Here is a 21,831-nt window from a genome sequence, read left to right as displayed (position 1 = left end):
CGTGTCAGGCCTCACCACTGCCAAGCAGTCCGTGCCGCACGGCAAAGTCGAACAGCGCCGCCTCGGTGCCAAGCTCGAGCTTGCGCATGGCCGTCTGCTTTTGCGAACTGATGGTCTTGACGCTGCGGTTGAGCTGCACGGCAATCTCGCTGACCGTCTTGCCGGTCACGTACATGCGCAGCACTTCCAGCTCGCGCTTGCCGAGCTTGGCGACCGGATCATCGTGGGCGGGCTGCGGCTCGCCGCTGCGGCAGAGCAGCTTGGCATTGAGCATTGGCGAGAGATAGATGCGACCGTCCGCCGCCGCGTGCATGCCTTCGAGGATGTGATGCGGCTCGTCGGATTTGCTGACGATGACCTTGACGCCAGCGCGCAGGATGTTGCTCATCAGCGCGCGGGTCTCAAGCATGGTGAGCACCATCACGCGCAGGTCGGGGTGGCGGCGCACGAGGAATTCGAGCAGGAGGATGCCGTCGCCATAGCGGCTGCCAGGCATGGCGTAGTCGGTGATGACAAGGTCGCAACGCACGCGGCCGAGCACGGCGAGCAGCTCATCGGCGTTGCTGGCCTCGCCCACCACCTCGAAGCCGTCGACCCCCGATACGAGGCGCCGCACGGCTGCCACCACGCCAGGGTGATCATCTGCAATGACGATTTGGATGGTGGGATGCATGTCGACGTGTCTCCGAGCGTGTAACGTGCGGCAACGTGTTTGCCGCATTGCTGAGAATCGCCGAAGCCTCCAGGGTGGAACATCGGAAACGTCCTATAAATACGCCCCAATCCGCGCTTTTTTGGTGCAAATTTGTCGCAGCGCGTTGCGATCGTGGCCATCATTTCGGACCCAGGCGGTGCGCCGGTGCGTGGCACAATGCTGGCGATTTCCTCGCACGCTTGATCGCACCGATTTCCCATGACGCCCACATCCTCGACAGCACCTTCTGCGGCCGCACGCAAGCAGAGCGCCGAGCGCTCCACCTTGGTGAGCGCGGGCGTCAATTGCCTGCTCTCGGCAGGGCAGATTACGGCGGGGCTGTGGTCGCACTCGCAGGGCCTGGTGGCGGACGGGTTGCATACGCTGTCCGACTTGATCGCCGATGGCATCGTCTTCATTGCCAACCGCAACAGCCACAAGGGGCCAGACGAAGATCACCAATACGGCCACGCGCGCTACGAGAACGCCGCGTCGCTGGGGCTCGGGCTGCTGCTGATCGGAGCGGGCGCGGGCATGATCTGGGCCGCGGTGGAGAGCCTGCGATCGCCGCAGGGGCCGACGCCGGTGCATGGTCCGGCGCTGGTCGTGGCACTGATCGCGCTGGCGGCCAAAGAAGGACTTTTCCGTTACATGCTGGCCGTGGCCAAGCGCATCAACTCACGCATGCTGATTGCGAATGCGTGGCATGCGCGTTCCGATGCGGTGTCGTCGTTGGTGGCGGCGATTGGCGTGACGGGCAACCTGATGGGCTATCACTGGCTGGACCCGGCGGCCGCCTGCATCGTCGGGCTGATGATTGGCCGTGTGGGCGTGCGCTTTGGTTGGGAGGCGCTCAACGACCTGATGGACCGCGCCTTGCCGCCTGCGCAGGTGGAGGCGATCCGGACCAGCCTGGAAGCCACGCCGGGCGTGATCAATGTGCACGATCTGCGTACGCGTGTGACAGGCGACCAGGCATTGGTGGATGCGCATATCGAGGTGGACCCGCGCGTCTCCGTGAGCGAGGGCCATGCGATTGCCGTTCGGGCGCGCACCAATGTACTGACGGCACATATCGCAATGGCTGTGCTCGACGTGCAGATTCACGTCGACCCGCGCGAGCACATCGCGACCGACCCCGTGCCGCTACCCGACCGAGATGCGCTGCACGCCGTGCTGGCACAACTGCTGCCGTCCGGCACGCCGCTGGACGCACGCCACTGCGTGCTCCACTACGTCGATGGCGCAGTGGAGGTCGACCTGGTCCTGCCGCCGGCACTGGCCGCCGAAATCGCCCGCATTGCCGATGCCATCCACGCCAGGTGGGATGGTCTCGTACGCCTGCGCGTGCTTGTTACGGACGTTTGAGCCTGTCGCGCTAGCGGCACTGGTCGACCGCGTTGGCCGGCTGCGTCTTGGCGGGGTCGAAGTGCAACTGCTCCAGCCCCTTTTCCGTCAGCGACATCCAGTCGATCGCGCCCGACGTGCGCAGCAAACCGGTGCTGCCCACCGGGCGCCATTGCACGCGCTTGCCGTCGGTGTTCAGCAACGTGGCCGATAGCGTGAGCGAATCCGGCCCCGCCTGCAGTTGCAACATGCGGCCATCAGCGGCGGGCGTGTAGGCGGTGTTCTGGTTCACGGTGATGCCCGCCTCGCGCACTGTTGCCGGCATGCACGAAATGGATGCGCGCACCTTGCCCGTCGTGTCGATCAGATCGGCAAAGCCGTTGCCCTTGGCCACGCCCACCAGCAAGTACCGCTCGATCGCCGGCATCCACGTGACGCTGTAGGTGTAGTACTGCAGATGCTTGTGCAGAAGCTGCTCGCCCGTTACGCGTCCGCTGACCGGATCAAAGACGGCGATCTTCAGATTGGCCTCGGTCTGGCCCGGCACGAACTGCTGCCAGGCGAGCAACGCATTGGTGCTGCCGCCTGCCACCATGGGCCACCATTCGCGCCGGCCATCGGCAACATCGACGTTATGCAGGCGACGGCCGCGCCCGTCGTAGACCTTCAGGTAGACGCCGTTGCCGCTGCCGAGGTTGTCGACGCCACCGCCGGTGATCCAGCCGTCGGAATAGAACACAACGAAGCGGTCGCCCACCGCCGTGATATGGCCTGAGTGGCCACCGGATTCCACCAGTTGCGGATACGGCTTGATAGGCCGCAGCGCGGTGTCGTAGATGCCGAACCGCTGGTTGACGTTTTCCGGTGCATTCCAGCCGTCTTCAAACGACACCATCACCTGGCCTGCGCGGTTACGGGCCACCGTCACGGGCTCCTGCGCTTCGGGCTTCTGGATGAAGATGCGCGGGGCATCGAGCACGCCCGTGTCGGCGTGCCATTGCGCGACATAGACATCGTGCGGCCAGCTGCCGCTGCGATCGGCGCCGCGCGGGGGCAGGCCCGAGGCACTGAAGAACACGTTGAAGGTGTTGGCCGTTGCGGCCGGCACCGCGCCAACGCCATGCATGTATTGACGCGGGTCTGGGGCGCCGGCCGTGGCAACGGCGGGCAAGGCCAGCGCGCAGGCAACGGTCAGTACGGTACGGCGCAGGAAAGACAGTCGGGACACGTGACGCTCCATCTTCATCGGTGGCTCGGTGGCGGTTGCAGAACCGATTGGGCCACGCGCGCCCGCCGAAGTTGCTGCGCGAATGGGGGAGCCCATTTGGCGGAGAGGCGCCGGGTGTCGCCAAGTGCAACGGAGGAGCCGGTTTACCCCCCGCCGCAGCAATCAAGTTTCGGCCCCGTGTGCCGTTCTTCACAAACAAGAGCGGAACCCATTCCGCCAATCCCTTCCCAGCGCGGTCAGAGTGGGCACAAGCCCGCCGCCCACCGCGCCAGAACCGACCCAACGAGAACAACATGACCCAGCGACTCGACGCCCGATGGCGAAGCGAAGTGACGGAGGCTCTACGTACCGTGGAGGCGCAGTTCGGCGTGGCACCGCAAAGCCTGCCCCGCGACGCGCTCATCGCGGCCTTGACCGATGCGATCTGGGCGCAGCGTGCCGCCTATGCGCGTGTGCGCCGGACGCTCGTTGCGTGTCCTGAGCTGGCAGACGAATCGATGTAACCGGCGCACCGCGGTGCCGCCGCCATTTTGAAGAAGGTGATGTGATGCGGTACTGCGGATCGCTGGATCTGGACCATCTGCTGCGCCAGCCGTTTGCCCAACTCGGCCGGCTGGTGCGCGATGAAGACTCGGGGCAGCCCCTGCCTCCGGTGGAGGTGGCCGCGCGCGCGGTGTTGCTGCGCGCTGCCGGCTACGAGGTGATGCCCACCTGTGGGCACCATGACCGACGTGGCTTCTGCCTCGGCCACGCAGACCAGATCATCGGGATGTAAGCGCCGCGCCTACGACGCATGCGCCACGTGCGCGCAGTCGTGCGCACATGCTGTTGCGAACGCGCATCAGCGCATGTCAAAACAGTCCGATCGCGTGGTGTCTGAAGCACCCGTAAAGCGTTGACTGGCGCACCTTTGCGGGCAATCCGTTGCCAAAAAGCAAACGGTAAAAATGACTTACATTCCGGTCCTTTTTCGGCCCATGGTTCTGGTGCATCCTGAACCAAGATAGATCGCACGGATGGCAGATTGTGCGACGTCGGACGCAACGTCAGGCCGGAAGTCGGAAGTGAATCGAATCGGCGACGCCTGCACTCTGGGGTCAGGGGAAACAACATGAAGACGCAATATCTCAGCAAACAAGAAATCTACGACGGCGCAGTCCGCCATCTGTTCGGCCAGGGCGGCGCTGCCATCCTGCCGCGCGGCGGTGCGGCGTACCACGGCCAAGGCGGCCGCTGCTGCCCGATCGGCAACCTGATCGGCGTGCGTGACTACACGACGTCGATGGAAAGCGTGCCGGTGCGCTACATCCTTAAGCCCACCAACGAGATTCCGCGTTACATGGACGCCGGCGTCATGGCGTTGCGCCGCGCGCTCAAGCGCGCGCGCATCGACGTGGACGACCGCGATACCGTCGAGCTGCTCTCCAAGCTGCAGAACGCACACGACGTGTTCGGCACGTGGGAGTGGAAGGACCGCCTGCAGTCGATTGCGCGCCAATTTGGCCTGAGCGGCGCTCTTGTCGATACATTCTGACCGACCGGCCGGTCACAGATCACCCTATAGAAGGTGACGCCATGAAAGGGAAGGGGACGTTCCTCGCCATCGAGGACATTTTTGAACGCGTGCGCGCACACCTGCTCGCACAGCAATGCCGCTCTGAAGACGCCGACGGCGAGCCGCGTTATCGCGGGCTCGACAACCGCCGCTGCGGCGTCGGCATCCTTATTGACGATGCGTTCTACTGCGCCGCGATCGAGCGCCTAGGCGTGAGCCTGCTGCGTGTGCCGAGCGACGATGCGCTCGCGTGTGCGCTGCGCTGCTCCGGCGTGAATGTCGATGACGACCAGGTGGTGGATCTGCTGATCGATCTGCAGGACATCCACGATCTGGCGGCCATCGAGAGCTGGCCCACAGCGTTGGAAGACATCCGCAGCCGGTTGCCCCGCCAGTTGCCCGTTACTACGCCGTTGGCGGCCTGAACGATTGAACCTCCATGCGAACCCGGCCTGCGCCGGGTTTTGTCATTTCAGCGCATCGAGCTCGGGGTAGTGGCGAAAGATGCCCATCGTGTCGAACGGAATGCGCCGCGGCGATTCCAGATACGCCGCGATGTTCGGCTGCGCCGCCACGCGATCGTGCAGCGCCACCAGATGCGGCAGCTCGCGCTCGTATCGCTGCATGTGGCGCGGAAACGCGTAACGCAGCCCCGCCACGATCTGGAACAGCGACAAATCCACATACGTCAGCGCATCACGCACGGCCCACGTCGGGCCGGCGGGGTTGCGCTCGAGCACGCGCTCGAAGTAATGCAGGAATTTTGGGGCGCGGTGATCGAGAAAATCCTGCGTGCGGCGCTTCGCTTCGGGCCGCTGGTCTTCGTAGTATTCGCCTGACGCGATGGGGTGGTGCGTGTCGTGAATCTCCACCACAAAATCGGCAATCGTCAGTTGCAGGCCGTGCGCCCAAAGGCCGCCGGCTTCGTCGTGCGGAGCCAGGCCGTAATGCTGACCAAGGTAGAGCAGGATGTTGGCCGTCTGCGCGATCACCAGCGGGCCGGCCACCAGGAACGGCGGCGCGAACGGCGGCGTGGGAATGCCCGCATCGTCGAGAAACGCTTCGATGGCGGACGCGTCTTCTCGGCCGAGGTCGGTGTAGGGCACGGCGGCCTGCTCCAGCGCCAGCCGGACGAATTCACCGCGGCCTTGGATTTCGGGCCAGTAGTAGAGCGTGGTTTCCATGGTCGGGCGGATAAGCGTGGTGGGGGCTGCGCAGCAAGCGCGATGCCGCATCGCAGCGGGAACGGTGCCTGCGAACGATAATAGGCGCTTGCCTCTGCGCTTGTTTCAACCCGCCCGCCGTGAACGCCCCGCTTTCTCCTTCGCCCGCAATCGAACCCGCTGATTCTTCCCACTGGCTGGTCCGTGGCCATCCCGGTTATCTGCGCGCCAATCTGGCGCTGTTCGCGGCGGGCTTCTCCACGTTCTCGCTGCTGTATTGCGTGCAGCCGCTCATGCCGATGCTGGCGCACGACTTTGGCCTCACGCCCGCGCAGACGAGCCTGGTGCTGTCGGTGTCCACGCTGCTGCTGGCGTTTGCGATTCTGTTTGCGGGGTTGCTGTCGGAGTCCATCCATCGCAAGACGCTGATGGGCGTGTCGCTGGTGCTGTCGTCGGCGCTCACGCTGGCCGCGGCAGTGCTGCCTGGCTGGCACGGGTTGCTGGCCACGCGGGCGCTGCTGGGTGTTGTGCTGGGCGGCGTGCCAGCGGTGGCGATGGCGTATCTGGCCGAAGAGGTACATCCGCAAGGGCTTGGCATGGCGATGGGCCTGTATGTCGGCGGGACGGCCTTTGGCGGCATGGCCGGGCGCGTACTGACCGGCGCCGTGGCAGATCACTTCGGCTGGCGTGCTGCCATGGGTTTTACCGGCACATTGGGTTTGCTGGCGGCGCTGGCATTCCTGTGGCTGCTGCCGCCGTCGCGCCGTTTTGTGCCGCGCAAGGGCGTGGCGCTGGGCGATCTGTTCGACACGCTGGGCGCGCATCTGCGCGAGCCGGGCCTGCGTTCGTTGTTTGCCATGGGCTTTCTGCTGATGGGCGGCTTTGTCACGATCTACAACTACGCGAGCTTCCACTTGCTCGATGCGCCGTATGCCCTCAGCCAGACGGCGGTGGGCGGCATCTTCATGGTGTACCTGCTGGGTATCGGCGCTTCCGCATGGTTTGGCCGATTGGCGGATCGCCATGGCCGGGGCCGCATGCTGCTGGCGGGCGCGGCGCTGATGTCGGCAGGCGTGCTGCTGACCTTGGCGAGGCCGCTCGCACTGGTGATTGGCGGCATCGCGTTGCTGACCTTCGGCTTTTTCGGCGCGCATGCGGTCGCCAGCGGCTGGGTCGGGCGCCGTGCGCAGCGTGCCAAGGGGCAAGCTGCTGCGCTGTATCTGCTGGCGTATTACCTGGGCTCCAGCCTGATCGGTACGACAGGCGGCAAGCTCTACGCACCGTGGGGCTGGCCCGGGGTGGTGGCCCTGGTGATGGCCTGCATGGCATGTGCGCTCGGCACGGCCGCCTGGCTCTGGCGGCGGGCGCCGCTGCCACCGGGCGCCAAGCGCTGAGGTTGTGCGCCCGGGGAATTCGCGTATCGTGCCGTGGTCGATGTCTGGACGATCGCTTTCCCTGTCATGCGTACTCATTCTCTTTTCCTGACGCGGCGACTGTGGCCGCTCGCATCGTTCCTGCTTTTGCTGATGGCGTGCGTCGCCAACGTGGCTGACGCTGCCCCGGTGTCGTTTTCCAAGCTGGCCGGGCTGCCAACCTCCACCGCCAGCGCATCGGCGCCGGCAGCGGACCCCGCGCAGACACGCCAGTCGCTCGACACCGTCATCACGCTGCTCAACAACGACCAGCAGCGCACGGCCCTCGTCAACGAACTGAAGCAGTTGCGCGACGGCATGAGCGCGCAGCAGAAGGTCCAGGCCGAACAGGCGCCCGGTCTGTTGGGCGCGGTGGCGTCGCTCATCGAGAACGGCTCTTTGCAGGCCGATGTGGAAGCTGGCGCGCCGCGCTACTGGCTGCGTCGTATCGAGGCCGCCAGCGGCAACGCCGGCCTGCTGCTCTCGCCCGACAAACGCATGCTGCTGGCCGCCGACTTTGCCAGCACCGTGGGCATCTGGGCCGCCATTGCCGGTGGCCTGCTTGGCCTGGGCTGGTTGATCCGCCGTGTGTTTGGCCTCACGGCGGGCCTCGGGTCGCATCCGACCACACGGGCGTTGCTGATCGACGCGGCGCGCAAGATCGGCCCATGGGCGATTTCCTTTGCCGTCATCATGCGGCTGGAGCGCGATGCCTCGCCCGGCTTTGTCCTGGCGCTGGTGCTCGCATACGCCATCGTATGGGGCGCGATCATTACGGCGGGCGTGGCGATGCTGTTCTCGCTCTTTTCCGGCAGCGCGCACCGGCGCGTCGCGGTGGAATACCTGTTCAAGCACGGGATGTGGCCAATCTTTCTGACGGCCAGTCTGGGTGCTTGCGGCGATGCGTTGGTTGATCCGCGCGTTGCGTTGGTGCTGGGCGGCTCGCTCAGCCTGCTGCTGGCCACGGTGTGCAACGTGGTGGCGTCATTGATGCTGGCGGTGGGCGCATTGTGGGCGCGCCGGCCGATTGGGCAGTTGATCGCCAACCGCCCGCTGGAGCTGCGCAGCGGCGAACACGCGGGCAACCAGGTCCGCCGTCTGCTGGCCGCGTTCTGGCCGGTGCCCGTGGTGGTGCTGGCGAGCGCCACCGTCGTGGCCACGCTGACGACGCCCGACAACGTTGACGTGGTGGCGCGCCGCGCGGTGATGACGTCGCTGCTGCTGGTGGCGGCGTTCTTCCTGTCGGCGCTGATCCGCCCCCGCGCGAACTGGCGCTCGCAACTGCGTCTGGCGCGCAGTTCGCCTTACGTGGAGCGGCTCAAGCAATTCGTTGGTGCGCTGATCAAACTTGTCATCTGGATCGCCTTTCTTGAGTTGGTGCTGCGCGTGTGGGGCCACACGCTGGTGGAGGTGGCGCACAGCTCCGTCAACGGCAAACGCATCGCCGATGCCATGGTGGGCCTGATCAGCACCGTCTTTGCCACCTGGCTCGTCTGGATCCTGCTCGACACGGCGATCCTGCGGGCGCTGTCGCCGGCCTCGGCGCGGGCGCAGCCCAGCACGCGCGCGCTGACCATCCTGCCGCTGCTGCGCAATGGCCTGAAGGTGACGCTGGTGGTGACGGCCAGCATTGGCGTGCTGGCCAACCTGGGTGTCAACGTGACGCCGCTGGTGGCGGGCGCCGGCGTGATCGGCCTTGCGGTGGGCTTTGGCGCGCAGTCGTTGGCGCAGGATTTCATCACCGGCATCTTCATCCTGATGGAAGACACCATCAGCGTGGGCGATACGGTGGACGTGGGCGTGGCCACAGGCACCGTCATCAACCTGACCATCCGCACGGTGCGCCTGCGCGATGGCACGGGTGCGGTGCTGTCGATTCCGTTCAGCCAGATCAAGACCGTGCGCAATCTGTCGCGCGATTATTCGTTCGCCGATTTTGAAGTGCGCGTGTCGATGGAGGCAGAGCCGCAGCAGGCGATCGATCTCGTGCGCGCGGCGGCTGATCAGATTGCTGGTGAGCCGCGCTTTGCCTACACGCTGCTCGGCGGTGCGGAAATTTTCGGGCTGGACCGCTTTGAAGGCGGCGCGATGATCGTCAAGGGGCGGTTCAAGACCCGTCCGCAGAAGCAGGCTGACGTGCTGCGGGCGTTCAACGTTGTGCTGAAGGATGCGTTCGACAAGGCGCACGTGCCGCTGGCGGCGCCGGGGACGGTGTTGCGGACTTCTGCGGCGTTTGAGGAGTGGATGACGCGGGTTGGGGCGGAGAAAGAGGCGTCGGCTTCTTCTAATGAACCACCGGCCGCTGCGCCGGCGTAAGGGTGTTGGTGGTTTGCTGTGGTTTCGTCCCCTGCCGGGGCCGACTCACTTTCTTTGTCTTGCCAAAGAAAGTAAGCAAAGAAAGGCGCGCCCGAGATGGCGACATCCCCTTGAATTTGTGTGACCGTGCGGGGAAGGAGGCAAACTCGCTGCGCTCAGACAGGCCTCCTTCCTTGATCCGCCCGCTCACACAAATCCAAGGCGCCATCTAGGGCAGGGAAAGTCAAAAGCCAAACCGTCTGGGCGCGTGTGTTTGCGCCCAGGCCGGGTCTTCGTTTTAGAACCCGTGGCGCATGCCGACCATGACGCCGGTCTGCGAGGACTTCGGCAGTGCGGCTGCGAGCACGGTACCGGCGTCCTTCTGGTGGGTGTAGTCCATGCCGACGTACAGCCACGTGCGCTTGCTGACCACGTAATTCATGATCGCGTAGGCGGTGTAGCGCAGGCCGTCGGGGTCGCGCTGGCGCGTGGCCATGCCGCCCACCACCAGGTTGTACTGTCCGCTGAAGTCGTATTTCACGCCGCCGAGGATGAGGTCGTTCTTGGTGGGCGTGCCGTCTCGGTAGTTGATGTAGCCGAGCATCAGTTTGGCGGGGCCGACCTGCACGCTGCCGCCGGTGGTCCACGTGCGGGTGCCGACCGATTGCAGGTCTTTTTGCTGCTCCCACGCGCCGCCGAAGGCGAACGGGCCGCTGGCGTAGTTGAGCGACAGCGCGCTGTAGTTGCCTGCGGAGAACGCGCCGGCCTGTTCGCCCATGCCGACCATCACGCCCGGGCGCCAGCCGTTGAAATCTCCCACGTACTTGACCGAGTTGTCGATGCGCACGCCGGTGGCGGTCACGTGCCAGGCCGTCGCGCCCAGGTTGCCGATGGAGAGCGCGTCGTACTGGCCGGCCGTGTTGAAGACGAGGTTTTCTTGCCGGCCGAACGTCAGCGAGCCGAACCCGCCTTCCAGCCCGACATACGCCTGGCGCCCGAACAGACGCGACGTTGCCGGCGTGGTGGGTTTGTAGCCGCCCAGGCCCATGTCGTTGGTGGAGCCCACTCCAGTGTCCGGCGCGAAACCGCTGACCAGGTGGAACACGGCCTTCAGCCCGTTGCCAAGGTCTTCCGACCCGCGAATGCCGAAGCGGCTGCCGCTGTAGTAACCGCCCGCCATCTCGGCCTTGCCGTGGCCGTCGGCGTCGTTGTTGGTGCTGTAGCGCAGGCCGGTTTCCATCACGCCGTACAGCGTGACGCTCGATTGGGCATGCGCGGCGCCGCAGGCTAGCAGCGCCGACAGTGCAACGGCCGACAGCGGAATGGAACGGATCGAAATGGTCATGTGGCTCCCTTATTGTCGTAACGACTGTTGTGTCGGCCGGAACGGGTTTTCCGGCCTGGCTCGGGGGCCGACTCTCAGGCAAGTCTGCGCTGTAAGGGTTGAAGTTACGCATGCACCGGCAAAGCGCCGCACACGTCGCGCCGGTTGGGGCGTTGCCCGCGGAAGCGGCGCTGAGCGTAAACCGCCGGCTTACAGATTCTTGGGGGTTTTCCCTCGGGCAAGCAGCGTGCTTGGGTGCTGCCGCTACACTGGCGACGCTGATTTCTGATCGCCACCCGCGTACCGCCATGCCATCGCTCTCCGTTCCCGTGCTCAACGCCCTGCGTGACAAGCTGCCCGCGCTTTCGCCGGCGCAGCAGGGTGTGGCGCGGTTGATTCTGGAAGCGCCGGAGCTGTCGCTCGAACAATCCGTGGAGACGCTGGCCGTGCGCGCCGGCGTGTCGATGCCGACCATCGTGCGGATGTGCCAGGCGCTCGGCTTCGAAGGCTTGCGCGAGTTCAAGGCCACGCTGGCCGCCGAGCTGGCGCACGCGCAGCCGACGCTGCCGGGCCATGTCGGCCGGGCTGACCCGCCGGCACTGGTCGCCAGCAAGGTCATTGACGGTGCTACGCGGGCGTTGACCAAGCTGCGTGAATCGCTGTCCACCACACAAATCGACGCCGCCGCCGAGCGCATCGCCCGCGCCCGCCGCGTCGATTGCTATGCGGCCGGTGCGGCCTCATCGTTCATGGCGAACGACATGCAAGCGCGGCTCATGCGGCTGGGGCTGGCGTCCAACGCCTACTTTGATGCGCATCTGCAGCTCGTGTCGGCCGCCATGCTGGGCGCGTCCGACGTCGTGGTGGCGTTCTCACACGTGGGGCGCATGCCGTATCTGCTCGAGTCGATCGCCTATGCGGCCGAGCAGGGTGCGTGCGTGATCGCCATCACCCAGGCGGGCACGCCGCTGGCCGAGCGCGCGCAGATCGCGCTGACGGTGGACGTGCCGGAAGATGCCGTGATGCGGGTTGGCACCGAGGCGTATCTGGTGCACCTGACCGTCATCGAAATCCTGATGACCTGCGTGGCGCAACGCCGCGATGAGATGGTGCGCTCCCGCATGCGTGCGATTCAGCGGCTGCTTACCGAGCGCAGCGTCGACCGCCCGTAAACGGCGAAGGCGAAAAAAATGGCGCCACGCAGGCGCCATCCTTTGCAATGCGGCATTCAGAGCCGCGAGATCGCTAGCCCGATCGCCAGCAGACTCCCCAGCCCGAAGATCGTCCAGCCGACCGTGCGGCGCTTGGTGGTCATGACCCACAGCCACAGGCCCGAGATCGACAGGAAGATCAGGCAGCCGGCCAGCGTATCCACCAGCAGAATCCACGGTACCGTCATGCCGACGCCCTTGTGCAGGCTCATCAGCGTGCCGAGGAAGCCGTTGTCGGTCTGGCGGATCGATACCGAGCGGTTGCCGGCCCAGTATTCAGCCTGGATTTGCGTGGTCGCGCTGCCGAAGTTGAAGGTCCATTGCTCGGGCTGCATGAGCGGCTTGGCGGCGGGTTCGCGCGGGGTGTCGGCGTTCTTCTCGCTCTTGGCGCCCTCACCCTTGGCAGGGCGCTCGGCCCAGGCTACCGGCTTGGCTTTTTCTACGCGCGTGCGGGTGGCGGGCTCCGGAATGTTCAGCGTCTGCTGCAGCCAGGCACCCATCGCTTCAGGCGTGGCAGGCACGGGGTCGGGCAGGGCGATCTGCGTATTGGTGCGCTGTTGCGCCACGGGCAACTTCAATACCGCGCGGTGATTGAGCCAGATGCCCGACACACCGAAGATCAGACCCATCACCGCGCCCCACAGCCCGAACCAGCCGTGCGTCTTGCGCAGCCAGCGGACGATCGTGGCGCGGCGATTGGCAGGGTGTTCGGACTTGGCCTTCGCGGGGCGCGCGTTGGCGCCCGGATTGGCGGCGGGCTCGGCCGAAAGCGGGGGATGGGACAGGTCGGTCATGAAGCACAAAACGGCGCAAGGGCCGCCGGAGGGAGGCAATCGACCGGCCAATATAGATGAGAATGATTCTCGTTGCAATCGGGTGCAACTTACAGCGTAATACGCTCCAGCGCCCGCCGCGACGCCTCATCCGCTGGATAAAAGCACTCGATGCGCATCTCCTGCAGCCCCGCATCGCGCGGGGTGCCCAGCGTGGTGAGCGTGGAGAACAGCGAGATCGTCACGCCGTCGTGCTGCAGCGAAATTGGCAGGAACGGCGGCGGATCGCCGGCATCGTGTGCGGGCGCGGCGGGGGAGGCCGGCGCATCCGCCGCATCGAACAGCGCCGGTTGCATCGCGCGGATGTCGTGCAGCAGCCGCTGCGTGGCGGGGTCGATGGCTTGCAGCGCCAGCTCCTGCCGCACGCGCCGTGCCAGGTAGCGGCCGACGACATCGCGGTTGGCGATGGCCGGCCACAGCGCAGTCGGGTCGAATACCAGTTTCATCATGTTGACGGCGCCCGGTGCGCCTTCGGACCGGTCATCGCCGATGGCCCAGCGCATCAGGCGGCGATGCGCGGCATTGGCATCGAGCACATGCCAGAAACGGTCGAGCACGATGGCCGGATACGGCGCCTGCTTATCAAGGATCAGCTTCACGGCATGACGCACCGCCTGCATCATCGGCGAGGTCTCGTCAGCCGGCGTGGCGAGGCCCTGCTCGGAATAGGCGGGCGCGAAACCGGCCGCCAGCAGCATCTGGTTGCGATGGCGCAGCGGCACGTTCAGCTCCTCTGCCAGTTGCAGGATCATGTTCCGGCTGGGCGCCGCGCGCGCGGATTCCAGAAAGCTCACGTGCCGTTGCGACACGCCCGCTGCCAGGGCCAGCGCCAGTTGGCTATACCCGCGCCGCGTGCGCCAGAAGCGCAGCAACTGCGGAAAGCGCGACAGCGCTGCTTGCGGCGGCTCGATCGCCACTTGGGCGGCTTCGGCGTCTTCAAGCATGAGGGTGTCGTCGGTGGCGGACGAAGACGAGGATGAGGAGGCAGGCTTGGCGGATGTCATGTCACCTATTGAAGCAGAGTCAGGTAGCTGCCGCGATTACCTGTCGCGTAATTGTGACCGTTCGACGCGGCGCCAATACTGAGCCCATCCCAAGACCCCGAGCGGAGTGCCCATGCAGCGCGAACCGATCGACTACCCCGCCGATGCCCTTCCCACCCGCGACGACCACGTCCGCACGGCCGACGGCTGGACGCTGCCTGTGACCGTCACCAGCCCTGGGCTGGGTGCGCGCGGCACGGTGGTGATCTGCTCGGCGCTGGGCGTGCCGCGCCAGTTCTACGCGGCGTTTGCGCGGGCCCTGTGCCTGGCTGGCTGGCGCGTGGTGACGTTCGACTACCGCGGTATTGGCGAGGCGGCCGCGACCGGCCCCGGCACGCCGCGCTTTGCCGATTGGGGCCGGCAGGACATCGACGCCGTGCTGAAATGGGTGCACGACACGCTCGTCCCCGAAGGCTGCAGCGGCCGCAAGCTGGTCGTGCTCGGCCACAGCGCGGGCGGGCAACTGGCGGGGCTGGCACCGCACATCGTGCATGCCGATGCGCTGGCGCACGTAGCGGTGCCGCTGGCAGATGCGCGGCTGTGGCCGTGGCGCGGGCCGCTGGCCCGTCCGCAATTTGCCTGGCTGCTGCGTGTGCGGATTCCCTTGGCGGTGGCGCGCGTGCGCGGTGGCATGCTGCCGCTGGCGGCCGTCGGCATGGGGCCGATGTCGATTCCGGCCGCCATCCTGGGTGATTGGGCGCGCTTTGCCCGCCGGCGCGGCTACCTCTTCGCGCGGCGTGCGGGGCTGGATACCTCGCGTTACCCGAGGCTCGCCGTGCCGCTGCTCACCTGGGGTTTTGACGATGACCCGTTGGCACCCGCTAACGCCATCGATGCGCTGGTCGCGCAGTTTCCCGCCACGCGCGTGACGCGCCGACAAGTGGGCGGCGCAGCGCTGGGTGAAAAGGGCGTCGGCCACATGGGCTTCTTCCGGGCAACGTCCGGTGCGCCATGGTGGCGTGAAACAGTGGCGTGGCTCGATGCCCTCGTTTGAGCTGGGGAGCGCTTAGAAGGTGTAGACGACGCCCGTGCCGCCAAAGTAACTCTGCTTGTTCTGCACAATCGGGCTCTTCGCCGCGTTGCCCAAGAGGTGCGAGGTGCCGATCGCCGTCTGCACCGCCCAGTGGCGCGAAAACTCGTGTGTCCAGGCCACCGTGAGCGTGGCGGCTTGCAGGCCGCTGCCCGCGCTGTACTGGGCGAAGCCGCTGTTGGCCGACTGCTGCGGCGTCACCCCGAAGTACGTCTGCATGTACTTGCTGGAGCCGAAATGCAGGCTCGGGCTGACGGTGATCTTGTCGCTGCCCCAGCTCACGACCGGTGCCGCCACGTCGATGTGGCCCGACCAGCCGCGCTCGCGGTTGGTGATGGGCACTTCCAGCGTGGCGCTGCCCGTGGTGTCGCCGATCAGCTTGCTGCCCACCGTGAACACGCCCAGCAGCGAGCCCTTGACGGTACCCATGCCCTTGAGGTGATCCGAGCCGGGGCGGCCGTAACGGTTGGTGTCGGAGCGGCCCGGGTCGTACGACAGCGCGGCCGATGCGAACATGCCGTTCAGGAAGCGGATGGCATAGCCCGCGCCGCCCTGGGTCGGGTCGATGAACCAGCCGTTGCCGAAATCTGCCCGCAAGCCGGGGCCGGCCGTCATGGCGTACTGCTTGCTGCCTTGGTAGCGCGGCGCCACGCCGGCGTTGAGCGACAGCGAATACGACGCATCGTCGGCATACACCGAAGACGGCGACAGCCACATGCCCGAGAGCACGGCCAGATAGGCGATGGAGAATCGAGGGGAGAGACGAGTGAGCACGTAGGACCTCTTGTTGGACCTCTTGAGAGAGAGCCCGCAGTCTGGCGAGATGCCACGCGCACGTCTGTCTGGAAATTGCCGGGAAGTTGTGCGCAATTGTGCGTGAGTGTCTGCAAGTTTCTCCGCCCCATCCGCTCGCAAGGCCATCGCCGTACACTGCGCGCCAACACAAGAAGAAACGGGGGTACGGGCGATGACCGCGATGACCGACGCGCCGCTCAAGACCAAGGTGCTGCTGATCGAAGACGACGACCGCCTCGCGCAGCTGGTCAGCGAATACCTGGGCAACTATGAATTTGCAGTCGAAGTGGTGCGCCGTGGCGACATCGCCGTGGCCGCCGTGCGCGAACACCAGCCTGCGCTGGTGATCCTGGACCTGATGCTGCCGCACATGGACGGCATGGAAGTGTGCCGGCGTATCCGCGCGTTCTCGCGCGTGCCGGTGCTGATCCTGACCGCGCGTGTGGATACGTACGACCAGGTGGCCGGGCTGGAGATCGGCGCCGACGACTACGTGCTCAAGCCGATCGAGCCGCGCCTGCTCGTTGCCCGGGCCCGCGCGCTGCTTCGCCGTTCGGTGCCGGCCATGTCGACGTCCGAGCCGGTGGCGCCGCGCGACGACACGCTTGTCTTTGGCGAACTCGCCATCTCGCCACCCAACCGCGCCGTCACCTGGCGCGGCCAGCCGGTCGACCTCAAGACGGCGGAGTTCAACCTGCTGCTGATCCTGGCGCGCGCCGCCGGCACCGTGCTCAGCCGCGACGACATCCTCAAGCAGTTGCGCGGCATCGAGTTCGACGGGTTGGACCGTACCGTCGACTCGGGCATCTCGCGCCTGCGCCGCCGCTTTGGCGATGCCTCGCCCGAGCCGCACAAGATCAAGACGATCTGGGGACGCGGCTATCTGTTCAGCCCGTCGGCGTGGGAGGACTGAACCATGCTCAAGTCGTTACTGAAGCTGTACGCAATGGTTGTTGTGGCGGCCGCGCTCGCGCTGATCGGCGTGAACAAGTCGTTCGTGTGGATGTTCCACGACACGCTTACGCACGGCGAGCGCGAAGTGCGCAAGGGTTACGCCTTCGTCCTGCAGGAGTACCTCGACCACGCCGATCGCGCCGATCCTGCCAGCCGCGATGCCGCCATCGCGCGCTTGAACAAGAACGCGTGGGAGACGTTCGACATCATCGATGCGGATACCGTGCCGGATTTCTCGGCGCAGCAGCGGCGTGATCTGGCTGAGCACAAGCTCGTGCTGATGACCAACGGCAAGGATTACTACTTGCCGCTGCGCGACGGCACGGTGCTGCACGCCCACAGCGAGGACATGGACTACCTCGGCATCCAGTTGATCGCCTATTCGCTGATCGCCATTGCCGCGCTGCTGCCGCTGCTGCTCTGGGTCTGGATGCATTGGCGTGACCTGCGCGTGCTGGAAGATGCGGCGCGCGGCTTCGGCGCTGGAAAGCTGGCGACACGCGCCAATTTGCGCAAGCGCTCGAACGTGTATGCACTGGCGCGCCAGTTCGATGAGATGGCCGAGCGCATCCAGGGCTCAATCCAGCACCAGCGCGAGATGATGAACGGCATCTCGCACGAGCTGAAGACGCCGATTGCACGGCTGGAATTCGGCATCGCGCTGCTGCAGTCGCCCGAGTCGGAAGCACAGCGCAACGTGCGGCTCGATGCGCTGCGCCGTGACGTGCGCGAACTTGATGAACTGGTTAGCGAGCTGCTCGCGTTGAGCCGTCTGGAGCAGGGCGCCACGCACCTCGTGCTGATGCGCGTGGCCCTGGGAGAATGGCTCGACAGCGTGGTCGCCAGCGTCGCCAACGACGTGGCCGATCGCCAACTCACCCTGGCCGTGCATGCCGATGCCGCCCCCGCCCACCACGTGTGCGACCCCCGCCTGCTGGCGCGTGCGCTGCTCAACCTGATCCGCAATGCCGCGCGCTATGCCAGCAACACCATCACCATCCGTGCCGAAGCGGGCTCCGCCGGTGCGCTGCGCCTGACGGTGGAAGACGACGGCCCCGGCATTCCCGAGCCGGATCGCGCGCGCGTGTTCGAGCCGTTCCTGCGCTTGGATGCCAGCCGCGACCGCCACACCGGGGGCTTCGGCCTAGGGCTGGCGATCGTGCGGCGTATTGCGCTGGTGCATGGTGGCGAGGTCCGCCTCGATGCGGCAGCGGCAGGCGGTGCGCGGTTTGCTGTGCTGCTGCCTGCGATGGAAATTCCGCCGCTGTAGGCGCGGCAGGACCGTCTCCATTTTGGGGGGCTAGGCGTCATCGCCGCCCGGTCGATGCAGAAACGCGCTCGGGCTGCTGCCGAACGCCCGGCGGAACATCGCAGAGAACGCGCTCTGGCTGTTGTAGCCAAGCTCCTGCGCCACGCGCGACAGCGGCATGCCCTGCGACATCATCGGGATGGCGCTGGCCAGCACGGCCTGCTGGCGCCACTGTGAAAAGCTCACGCCCAGCTCGTCTCGGAAGCGCCGCGCCAGCGTGCGGGCGCTGGCGCCTACATCGCGGGCGAGCGCGTCGAAGGTGAGCGGGGTGCCCGGGTCGGCCATTACGCGTTCGCACAGGGCGCGCAGGCGCTTGTCGGCGGGCATGGGCAAATCCAGCGGCAGCGGGGCGCTGCGGCGCAGCTCGTCGAGGATGAGCATGGCCAGCGCCTGCTCGCGCGCGGCCGGCAGCGGCTGGCGCACGTCCATCGCGGCAATCAGCTCGCGCAGCAGCGGCGACACCTCCATCACGCGGCATTGCGCCAGCGCGCCGGTCACCACGGACGGGTCGGCATACAGCGTGCGCAGGAAGGCGGCTTCGACCACCCACACCTCATGCTCGATGCCGGGCGGAATCCAGATCGCCCGCGAGGGCGGCACCACCCAGGCGGTGTCGCCGGCCTGCACGCGCAGCACACTGTTGTGGCTATACGCCACCTGCGCCCACGGATGCGTGTGGCGCGGAAACCGCGTGTTGGCGTCCATCTGCCGCGTGTAAAGCCGCACCGGATGCGCCGCTGACGGCGGCGTGCGGCCTTCAATATCGGTTGGCAGGATGCGCTGTGGCATGGCGGGTTTGCGACAGAAACGGTCGGGCCAGTGTAAATGCGCCGACAGGACTTGTCGAAGCCAGATGTCGATGGCAGGCTATCGCCCGGCGCTGGAGATGTCTGGCGCCACACAACAAAGCGGATCGCTCAAGCGGTCTCGACAAAAAACGCCGTTGCCCACGAGGCACGCGGCGACATGGGTGCGAACAATGCAAACGGGAAATCACACGCGTAGCCGGGGGGCGCGCGGGGCGATGGGATGGTTGCGGCCGTGGGCCGCGCTTGCCACGTGTGTGGCATGCATGGCTGCGTTGACAGCGCCGGCCGCCCGCGCCGACATCAGCATCATCCAGTCCTTGCCGCTGTCCGGTACACAAGCCGCGACGGGGCGGGCGCTCAATGCCGGGGCACGCCTGTATTTCGACTGGCTCAACCTCGACGGCGGCATCAACGGCGAGACCATCCGCCTGGTCGCCCGCGACGACGAGCAGAAAGTCGAGCAGACGCTGCGCAACGTGCGCGACATGGCCAAGATCGACAACCCCGTGGCGGCGCTCACCGTGGTCGGCACTGCCAACGTGGAAGCGCTCATGCGCAGCGGCGTGCTGGCTGAAGCCAACCTGCCGCTGGTCGGGCCCGCCACGGGGGCCTCCAGCATGACCGGCGATCCGTTGGTCTTCCCCATCAAGGCCAGCTACCAGCAGGAGATGGACAAGATGGTGGGGGCGCTGGTCACAATCGGCGTTACGCGCATCGGCGTGCTGCATCAGGACGATGCGCTGGGCAAGGAAGTGCTGGCCGGCGTGGAGCGCACGCTCAAGCCGTACAAGCTCACGATTGCTGCCACCGCCTCGTACCCGCGCAATACGGCCTCGGTGAGCGCCGCTGTCGACAAGCTGCTCGGCACCGATGTGCAGGCCATTTTCCTGGGCGCCACGGCGGAGCCTGCCGCGCAGTTCATCAAGCAATACCGCGCGCGCGGCGGCGGTGCGCAACTCCTGGGGCTGTCGTCCATCGACCCGGGCATTCTGCTCAAGGTGGCCGGCATCGATGCGGTGCGCGGCTATTCGCTGGCGCTTGTGGTGCCGAACCCGAGCAAGGGCGTCAACCCCCTCATCCGCGAATTCAACCGCGCACGCGCCGCCGTGGGTGCGAGAGATGTCGAACTTTCATTCCGGGCGGTGGAAGGTTTTGTGGCCGCCAAGGTGCTGGCCGAAGCCGTGCGCCGCGCGGGCCCCAAGCCCACGCGTGACCAGGTGCGCCGCGAGCTGGCCCACTTGCGCAATTTCGATGTGGGTGGCGGGTTTATGGTGGACTTTTCCGACCGCACGCGGCCCGGTTCGAACTATGTGGAACTGGGGGTGGTGGGGCCGAATGGGCTGGTGATTCAGTAAGGCTGGGTCTGCACGGTTTGTTATGGCGAATTCGGAGTTTGGGACTCGGAGGGGGGATTTTTTTGTTGGTGGTCCATCCCCCTTTCGTTCCCTGCCGGGACCGACTTACTTTTCTTTGTCTTGCCAAAGAAAAGTAAGCAAAAGAAAGGCGCGCCCGAGATGGCGACATCCCCTTGAATTTGTGTGACCGTGCGGGGAAGGAGGCAAACTCGCTTCGCTCAGACAAGCCTCCTTCCTTTATCCGCCCGCTCACAAAAATTCAAGGCGCCATCAAGGGCTCAACGTCAAAAGAAAAAGGCCAACCCATCGCGCGGTTGGCCTTTTCGTTTAGGCGGGCGCCCAGAATGTTTGGCTTTTGTCTTTGACTTTCCCAGCCCTATGCGGCGCCTTGAATTTCTGTTGCAAGGAGGAAAAAGGAAGGGAAACTGTTTGAGCGCAGCGAGTTTTTCCCTTCCCCTCCTTGCGACATAAATTCAAGGAGTCTTTCGCCGCATCGGGCGCGCCTTTCTTTGCTTACTTTCTTTGGCAAGACAAAGAAAGTGAGTCAGCCCCGGCAGGGGATGAAACAGGGGATGCACCACAAGAAACAAACGCCGGCCAGAAGCCCAAACAACCAAAAACCGAAAAAAACTTACGCCACCGCCTTAGCCGCAGCCCGCCCCCGCAACCACTCAAACGTCAGCAGCAGACCCGTCGAGAACACAATCAGAATCGTCGCCAGCGCCGCAATCGTCGGCGAGATGTTCTCGCGAATACCGGTAAACATCTGACGCGGCAGCGTCACCTGATCCGCCCCCGCAAGGAAGAGCGTGACCACCACTTCATCAAACGACGTGGCAAACGCAAACAGCGCCCCGGAAATCACGCCCGGTGCGATGACGGGCAGCGTGATGCGGAAGAACGTCATGACCGGGTTGGCACCCAGCGACAAGCTCGCCCGCACGAGGTTGTGGTTGAACCCTTGCAGCGTCGCCAGCACCGTCGTCACCACAAACGGCACGCCCAGCGCTGCATGCGCGAGGATCAGCCCGATATACGTGTTGGCCAGGCCCAGCGGCGCGAAGAACAGATACATGCCCACGCCGACCACCACCACCGGCACGATCATCGGTGACACCAGCACCGCCATCAGCAAGCCCTTGCCACGGAAGTCGGCCTTGTTCAGCCCGATGGCGGCCAGCGTGCCCAGCACCGTTGCCACGATCGTGGCTGCGGGCGCGACGATGAAGCTGTTCTTGGCCGCCATGCGCCATTCGTCAGACGTGACGAGGTTCTGATACCAGCGCAGCGAATAGCTCGGGATCGGGTACGAGAGGAACGTGCTCGACGAGAACGACAGCGGCACGATCACCAGCACCGGCAGCACAAGGTAGAGCAACGTCAGCACGGCCAGGCCACGCAGCGTGAAGTACCAGATGCGCTCAGTGAGCGAGGTGTGCGGGGCAAACATCGGTTTGGCGAGTTTCATGGTCGA

Annotated in this window: 21 protein-coding genes; 12 read left to right on the top strand and 9 right to left on the bottom strand. The window is 65.8% G+C overall.

Translation table 11 applies throughout. From position 1 onward, the window contains the following. Positions 1-4: 4 nt before the first annotated feature. A complete protein-coding gene (locus ACCD03_RS16475) occupies positions 5-673 on the bottom strand; it encodes a response regulator transcription factor (RefSeq protein ID WP_325654647.1) in 669 nt (222 codons plus the stop codon). Between the two features lie 240 nt (positions 674-913). On the opposite strand from ACCD03_RS16475, the gene ACCD03_RS16470 reads away from it, so the two are divergent. Continuing rightward, positions 914-2,062, top strand: coding sequence for a cation diffusion facilitator family transporter (locus ACCD03_RS16470; RefSeq protein WP_045206596.1), 1,149 nt, complete (start codon positions 914-916; stop codon positions 2,060-2,062). A 10-nt stretch (positions 2,063-2,072) separates the two neighbouring features. Here ACCD03_RS16470 and ACCD03_RS16465 read toward each other — a convergent pair whose 3' ends face one another. Next, positions 2,073-3,287 (bottom strand): hypothetical protein, encoded by a 1,215-nt coding sequence (locus ACCD03_RS16465; RefSeq protein ID WP_325654645.1) that lies wholly within the window; start codon positions 3,285-3,287, stop codon positions 2,073-2,075. Between the two features lie 275 nt (positions 3,288-3,562). On the opposite strand from ACCD03_RS16465, the gene ACCD03_RS16460 reads away from it, so the two are divergent. The 4 genes from ACCD03_RS16460 to ACCD03_RS16445 all read left to right on the top strand — a co-directional run bounded on the left by ACCD03_RS16460 (position 3,563) and on the right by ACCD03_RS16445 (position 5,249). Next, positions 3,563-3,772 (top strand): hypothetical protein, encoded by a 210-nt coding sequence (locus tag ACCD03_RS16460; protein ID WP_024977449.1) that lies wholly within the window; start codon positions 3,563-3,565, stop codon positions 3,770-3,772. Positions 3,773-3,816: 44 nt separating this feature from the next. Next, positions 3,817-4,044 (top strand): hypothetical protein, encoded by a 228-nt coding sequence (locus tag ACCD03_RS16455; protein WP_024977450.1) that lies wholly within the window; start codon positions 3,817-3,819, stop codon positions 4,042-4,044. Between the two features lie 336 nt (positions 4,045-4,380). Then, complete coding sequence (locus tag ACCD03_RS16450) at positions 4,381-4,803, top strand: hypothetical protein (RefSeq protein WP_045206594.1); 423 nt, start codon at positions 4,381-4,383, stop codon at positions 4,801-4,803. A 41-nt stretch (positions 4,804-4,844) separates the two neighbouring features. After that, entirely contained in the window at positions 4,845-5,249 is a 405-nt protein-coding gene (locus ACCD03_RS16445; protein ID WP_045206593.1) for a hypothetical protein, read from the top strand. 42 nt (positions 5,250-5,291) lie between these two features. Here ACCD03_RS16445 and ACCD03_RS16440 read toward each other — a convergent pair whose 3' ends face one another. Beyond that, positions 5,292-6,008: a glutathione S-transferase gene (locus ACCD03_RS16440; RefSeq protein ID WP_413412304.1), complete on the bottom strand. Its 717-nt coding sequence runs from the start codon at positions 6,006-6,008 to the stop codon at positions 5,292-5,294. A 119-nt stretch (positions 6,009-6,127) separates the two neighbouring features. On the opposite strand from ACCD03_RS16440, the gene ACCD03_RS16435 reads away from it, so the two are divergent. Continuing rightward, positions 6,128-7,381: an MFS transporter gene (locus tag ACCD03_RS16435; RefSeq protein WP_413412303.1), complete on the top strand. Its 1,254-nt coding sequence runs from the start codon at positions 6,128-6,130 to the stop codon at positions 7,379-7,381. Positions 7,382-7,447: 66 nt separating this feature from the next. Further along, entirely contained in the window at positions 7,448-9,715 is a 2,268-nt protein-coding gene (locus ACCD03_RS16430; RefSeq protein WP_413412302.1) for a mechanosensitive ion channel family protein, read from the top strand. A 277-nt stretch (positions 9,716-9,992) separates the two neighbouring features. Here the strand turns inward: ACCD03_RS16430 and ACCD03_RS16425 are convergent, their stop codons facing one another. After that, positions 9,993-11,039 (bottom strand): porin, encoded by a 1,047-nt coding sequence (locus tag ACCD03_RS16425; RefSeq protein WP_413412301.1) that lies wholly within the window; start codon positions 11,037-11,039, stop codon positions 9,993-9,995. A 230-nt stretch (positions 11,040-11,269) separates the two neighbouring features. Between ACCD03_RS16425 and ACCD03_RS16420 the strand changes: the two genes are divergently transcribed. After that, positions 11,270-12,190 carry a MurR/RpiR family transcriptional regulator gene (locus ACCD03_RS16420; RefSeq protein WP_413412300.1) on the top strand — a complete coding sequence of 307 codons (921 nt, stop codon included), beginning with the start codon at positions 11,270-11,272 and terminating at the stop codon, positions 12,188-12,190. A gap of 56 nt (positions 12,191-12,246) precedes the next feature. On the opposite strand, the gene ACCD03_RS16415 is transcribed toward ACCD03_RS16420, so the two are convergent. Both ACCD03_RS16415 and ACCD03_RS16410 read right to left on the bottom strand, forming a co-directional pair. Then, positions 12,247-13,023: a PepSY-associated TM helix domain-containing protein gene (locus ACCD03_RS16415; RefSeq protein ID WP_413412299.1), complete on the bottom strand. Its 777-nt coding sequence runs from the start codon at positions 13,021-13,023 to the stop codon at positions 12,247-12,249. 89 nt (positions 13,024-13,112) lie between these two features. Continuing rightward, complete coding sequence (locus tag ACCD03_RS16410; RefSeq protein WP_413412298.1) at positions 13,113-14,066, bottom strand: helix-turn-helix domain-containing protein; 954 nt, start codon at positions 14,064-14,066, stop codon at positions 13,113-13,115. 112 nt (positions 14,067-14,178) lie between these two features. On the opposite strand from ACCD03_RS16410, the gene ACCD03_RS16405 reads away from it, so the two are divergent. Continuing rightward, entirely contained in the window at positions 14,179-15,099 is a 921-nt protein-coding gene (locus ACCD03_RS16405) for an alpha/beta fold hydrolase (RefSeq protein WP_413412297.1), read from the top strand. A gap of 12 nt (positions 15,100-15,111) precedes the next feature. Here the strand turns inward: ACCD03_RS16405 and ACCD03_RS16400 are convergent, their stop codons facing one another. Further along, the gene (locus tag ACCD03_RS16400; protein ID WP_413412296.1) at positions 15,112-15,909 is read right to left on the bottom strand and encodes a MipA/OmpV family protein; all 798 of its coding nucleotides are present in this window, start codon (positions 15,907-15,909) and stop codon (positions 15,112-15,114) included. A gap of 202 nt (positions 15,910-16,111) precedes the next feature. Between ACCD03_RS16400 and ACCD03_RS16395 the strand changes: the two genes are divergently transcribed. Together ACCD03_RS16395 and ACCD03_RS16390 are read left to right on the top strand one after the other, a co-directional pair. Next, positions 16,112-16,843, top strand: coding sequence for a response regulator transcription factor (locus ACCD03_RS16395; protein WP_045206826.1), 732 nt, complete (start codon positions 16,112-16,114; stop codon positions 16,841-16,843). 3 nt (positions 16,844-16,846) lie between these two features. Beyond that, a complete protein-coding gene (locus ACCD03_RS16390; RefSeq protein ID WP_325653265.1) occupies positions 16,847-18,154 on the top strand; it encodes an ATP-binding protein in 1,308 nt (435 codons plus the stop codon). A gap of 30 nt (positions 18,155-18,184) precedes the next feature. Here ACCD03_RS16390 and ACCD03_RS16385 read toward each other — a convergent pair whose 3' ends face one another. Next, positions 18,185-18,982 (bottom strand): AraC family transcriptional regulator, encoded by a 798-nt coding sequence (locus tag ACCD03_RS16385; protein WP_253542070.1) that lies wholly within the window; start codon positions 18,980-18,982, stop codon positions 18,185-18,187. A gap of 283 nt (positions 18,983-19,265) precedes the next feature. On the opposite strand from ACCD03_RS16385, the gene ACCD03_RS16380 reads away from it, so the two are divergent. After that, positions 19,266-20,357, top strand: a complete 1,092-nt coding sequence (locus ACCD03_RS16380; RefSeq protein WP_413412295.1) for an ABC transporter substrate-binding protein — start codon at positions 19,266-19,268, stop codon at positions 20,355-20,357. 631 nt (positions 20,358-20,988) lie between these two features. On the opposite strand, the gene ACCD03_RS16375 is transcribed toward ACCD03_RS16380, so the two are convergent. After that, positions 20,989-21,825 (bottom strand): ABC transporter permease, encoded by an 837-nt coding sequence (locus ACCD03_RS16375; protein ID WP_045206296.1) that lies wholly within the window; start codon positions 21,823-21,825, stop codon positions 20,989-20,991. Between the last annotated feature and the right edge of the window lie 6 nt (positions 21,826-21,831).

The sequence above is a fragment of the Ralstonia sp. Ralssp135 genome (assembly GCF_047304345.1).
Classification (GTDB): Bacteria; Pseudomonadota; Gammaproteobacteria; order Burkholderiales; family Burkholderiaceae; genus Ralstonia; species Ralstonia chuxiongensis.
Note: the sequence above shows the minus strand (reverse complement) of the source record. Positions and strands in the feature narration are given on the sequence as shown.

Coding starts and splice junctions, on each gene's coding strand:
- ACCD03_RS16385 (WP_253542070.1), bottom strand. CDS start 18,982: ATGCCACAGCGCATCCTGCCAACCGATATTGAAGGCCGCACGCCGCCG.
- ACCD03_RS16415 (WP_413412299.1), bottom strand. CDS start 13,023: ATGACCGACCTGTCCCATCCCCCGCTTTCGGCCGAGCCCGCCGCCAAT.
- ACCD03_RS16440 (WP_413412304.1), bottom strand. CDS start 6,008: ATGGAAACCACGCTCTACTACTGGCCCGAAATCCAAGGCCGCGGTGAA.
- ACCD03_RS16455 (WP_024977450.1), top strand. CDS start 3,817: ATGCGGTACTGCGGATCGCTGGATCTGGACCATCTGCTGCGCCAGCCG.
- ACCD03_RS16460 (WP_024977449.1), top strand. CDS start 3,563: ATGACCCAGCGACTCGACGCCCGATGGCGAAGCGAAGTGACGGAGGCT.
- ACCD03_RS16395 (WP_045206826.1), top strand. CDS start 16,112: ATGACCGACGCGCCGCTCAAGACCAAGGTGCTGCTGATCGAAGACGAC.
- ACCD03_RS16475 (WP_325654647.1), bottom strand. CDS start 673: ATGCATCCCACCATCCAAATCGTCATTGCAGATGATCACCCTGGCGTG.
- ACCD03_RS16380 (WP_413412295.1), top strand. CDS start 19,266: ATGGCTGCGTTGACAGCGCCGGCCGCCCGCGCCGACATCAGCATCATC.
- ACCD03_RS16425 (WP_413412301.1), bottom strand. CDS start 11,039: ATGACCATTTCGATCCGTTCCATTCCGCTGTCGGCCGTTGCACTGTCG.
- ACCD03_RS16405 (WP_413412297.1), top strand. CDS start 14,179: ATGCAGCGCGAACCGATCGACTACCCCGCCGATGCCCTTCCCACCCGC.
- ACCD03_RS16410 (WP_413412298.1), bottom strand. CDS start 14,066: ATGACATCCGCCAAGCCTGCCTCCTCATCCTCGTCTTCGTCCGCCACC.
- ACCD03_RS16375 (WP_045206296.1), bottom strand. CDS start 21,825: ATGAAACTCGCCAAACCGATGTTTGCCCCGCACACCTCGCTCACTGAG.
- ACCD03_RS16450 (WP_045206594.1), top strand. CDS start 4,381: ATGAAGACGCAATATCTCAGCAAACAAGAAATCTACGACGGCGCAGTC.
- ACCD03_RS16470 (WP_045206596.1), top strand. CDS start 914: ATGACGCCCACATCCTCGACAGCACCTTCTGCGGCCGCACGCAAGCAG.
- ACCD03_RS16430 (WP_413412302.1), top strand. CDS start 7,448: ATGCGTACTCATTCTCTTTTCCTGACGCGGCGACTGTGGCCGCTCGCA.
- ACCD03_RS16390 (WP_325653265.1), top strand. CDS start 16,847: ATGCTCAAGTCGTTACTGAAGCTGTACGCAATGGTTGTTGTGGCGGCC.
- ACCD03_RS16445 (WP_045206593.1), top strand. CDS start 4,845: ATGAAAGGGAAGGGGACGTTCCTCGCCATCGAGGACATTTTTGAACGC.
- ACCD03_RS16465 (WP_325654645.1), bottom strand. CDS start 3,287: ATGAAGATGGAGCGTCACGTGTCCCGACTGTCTTTCCTGCGCCGTACC.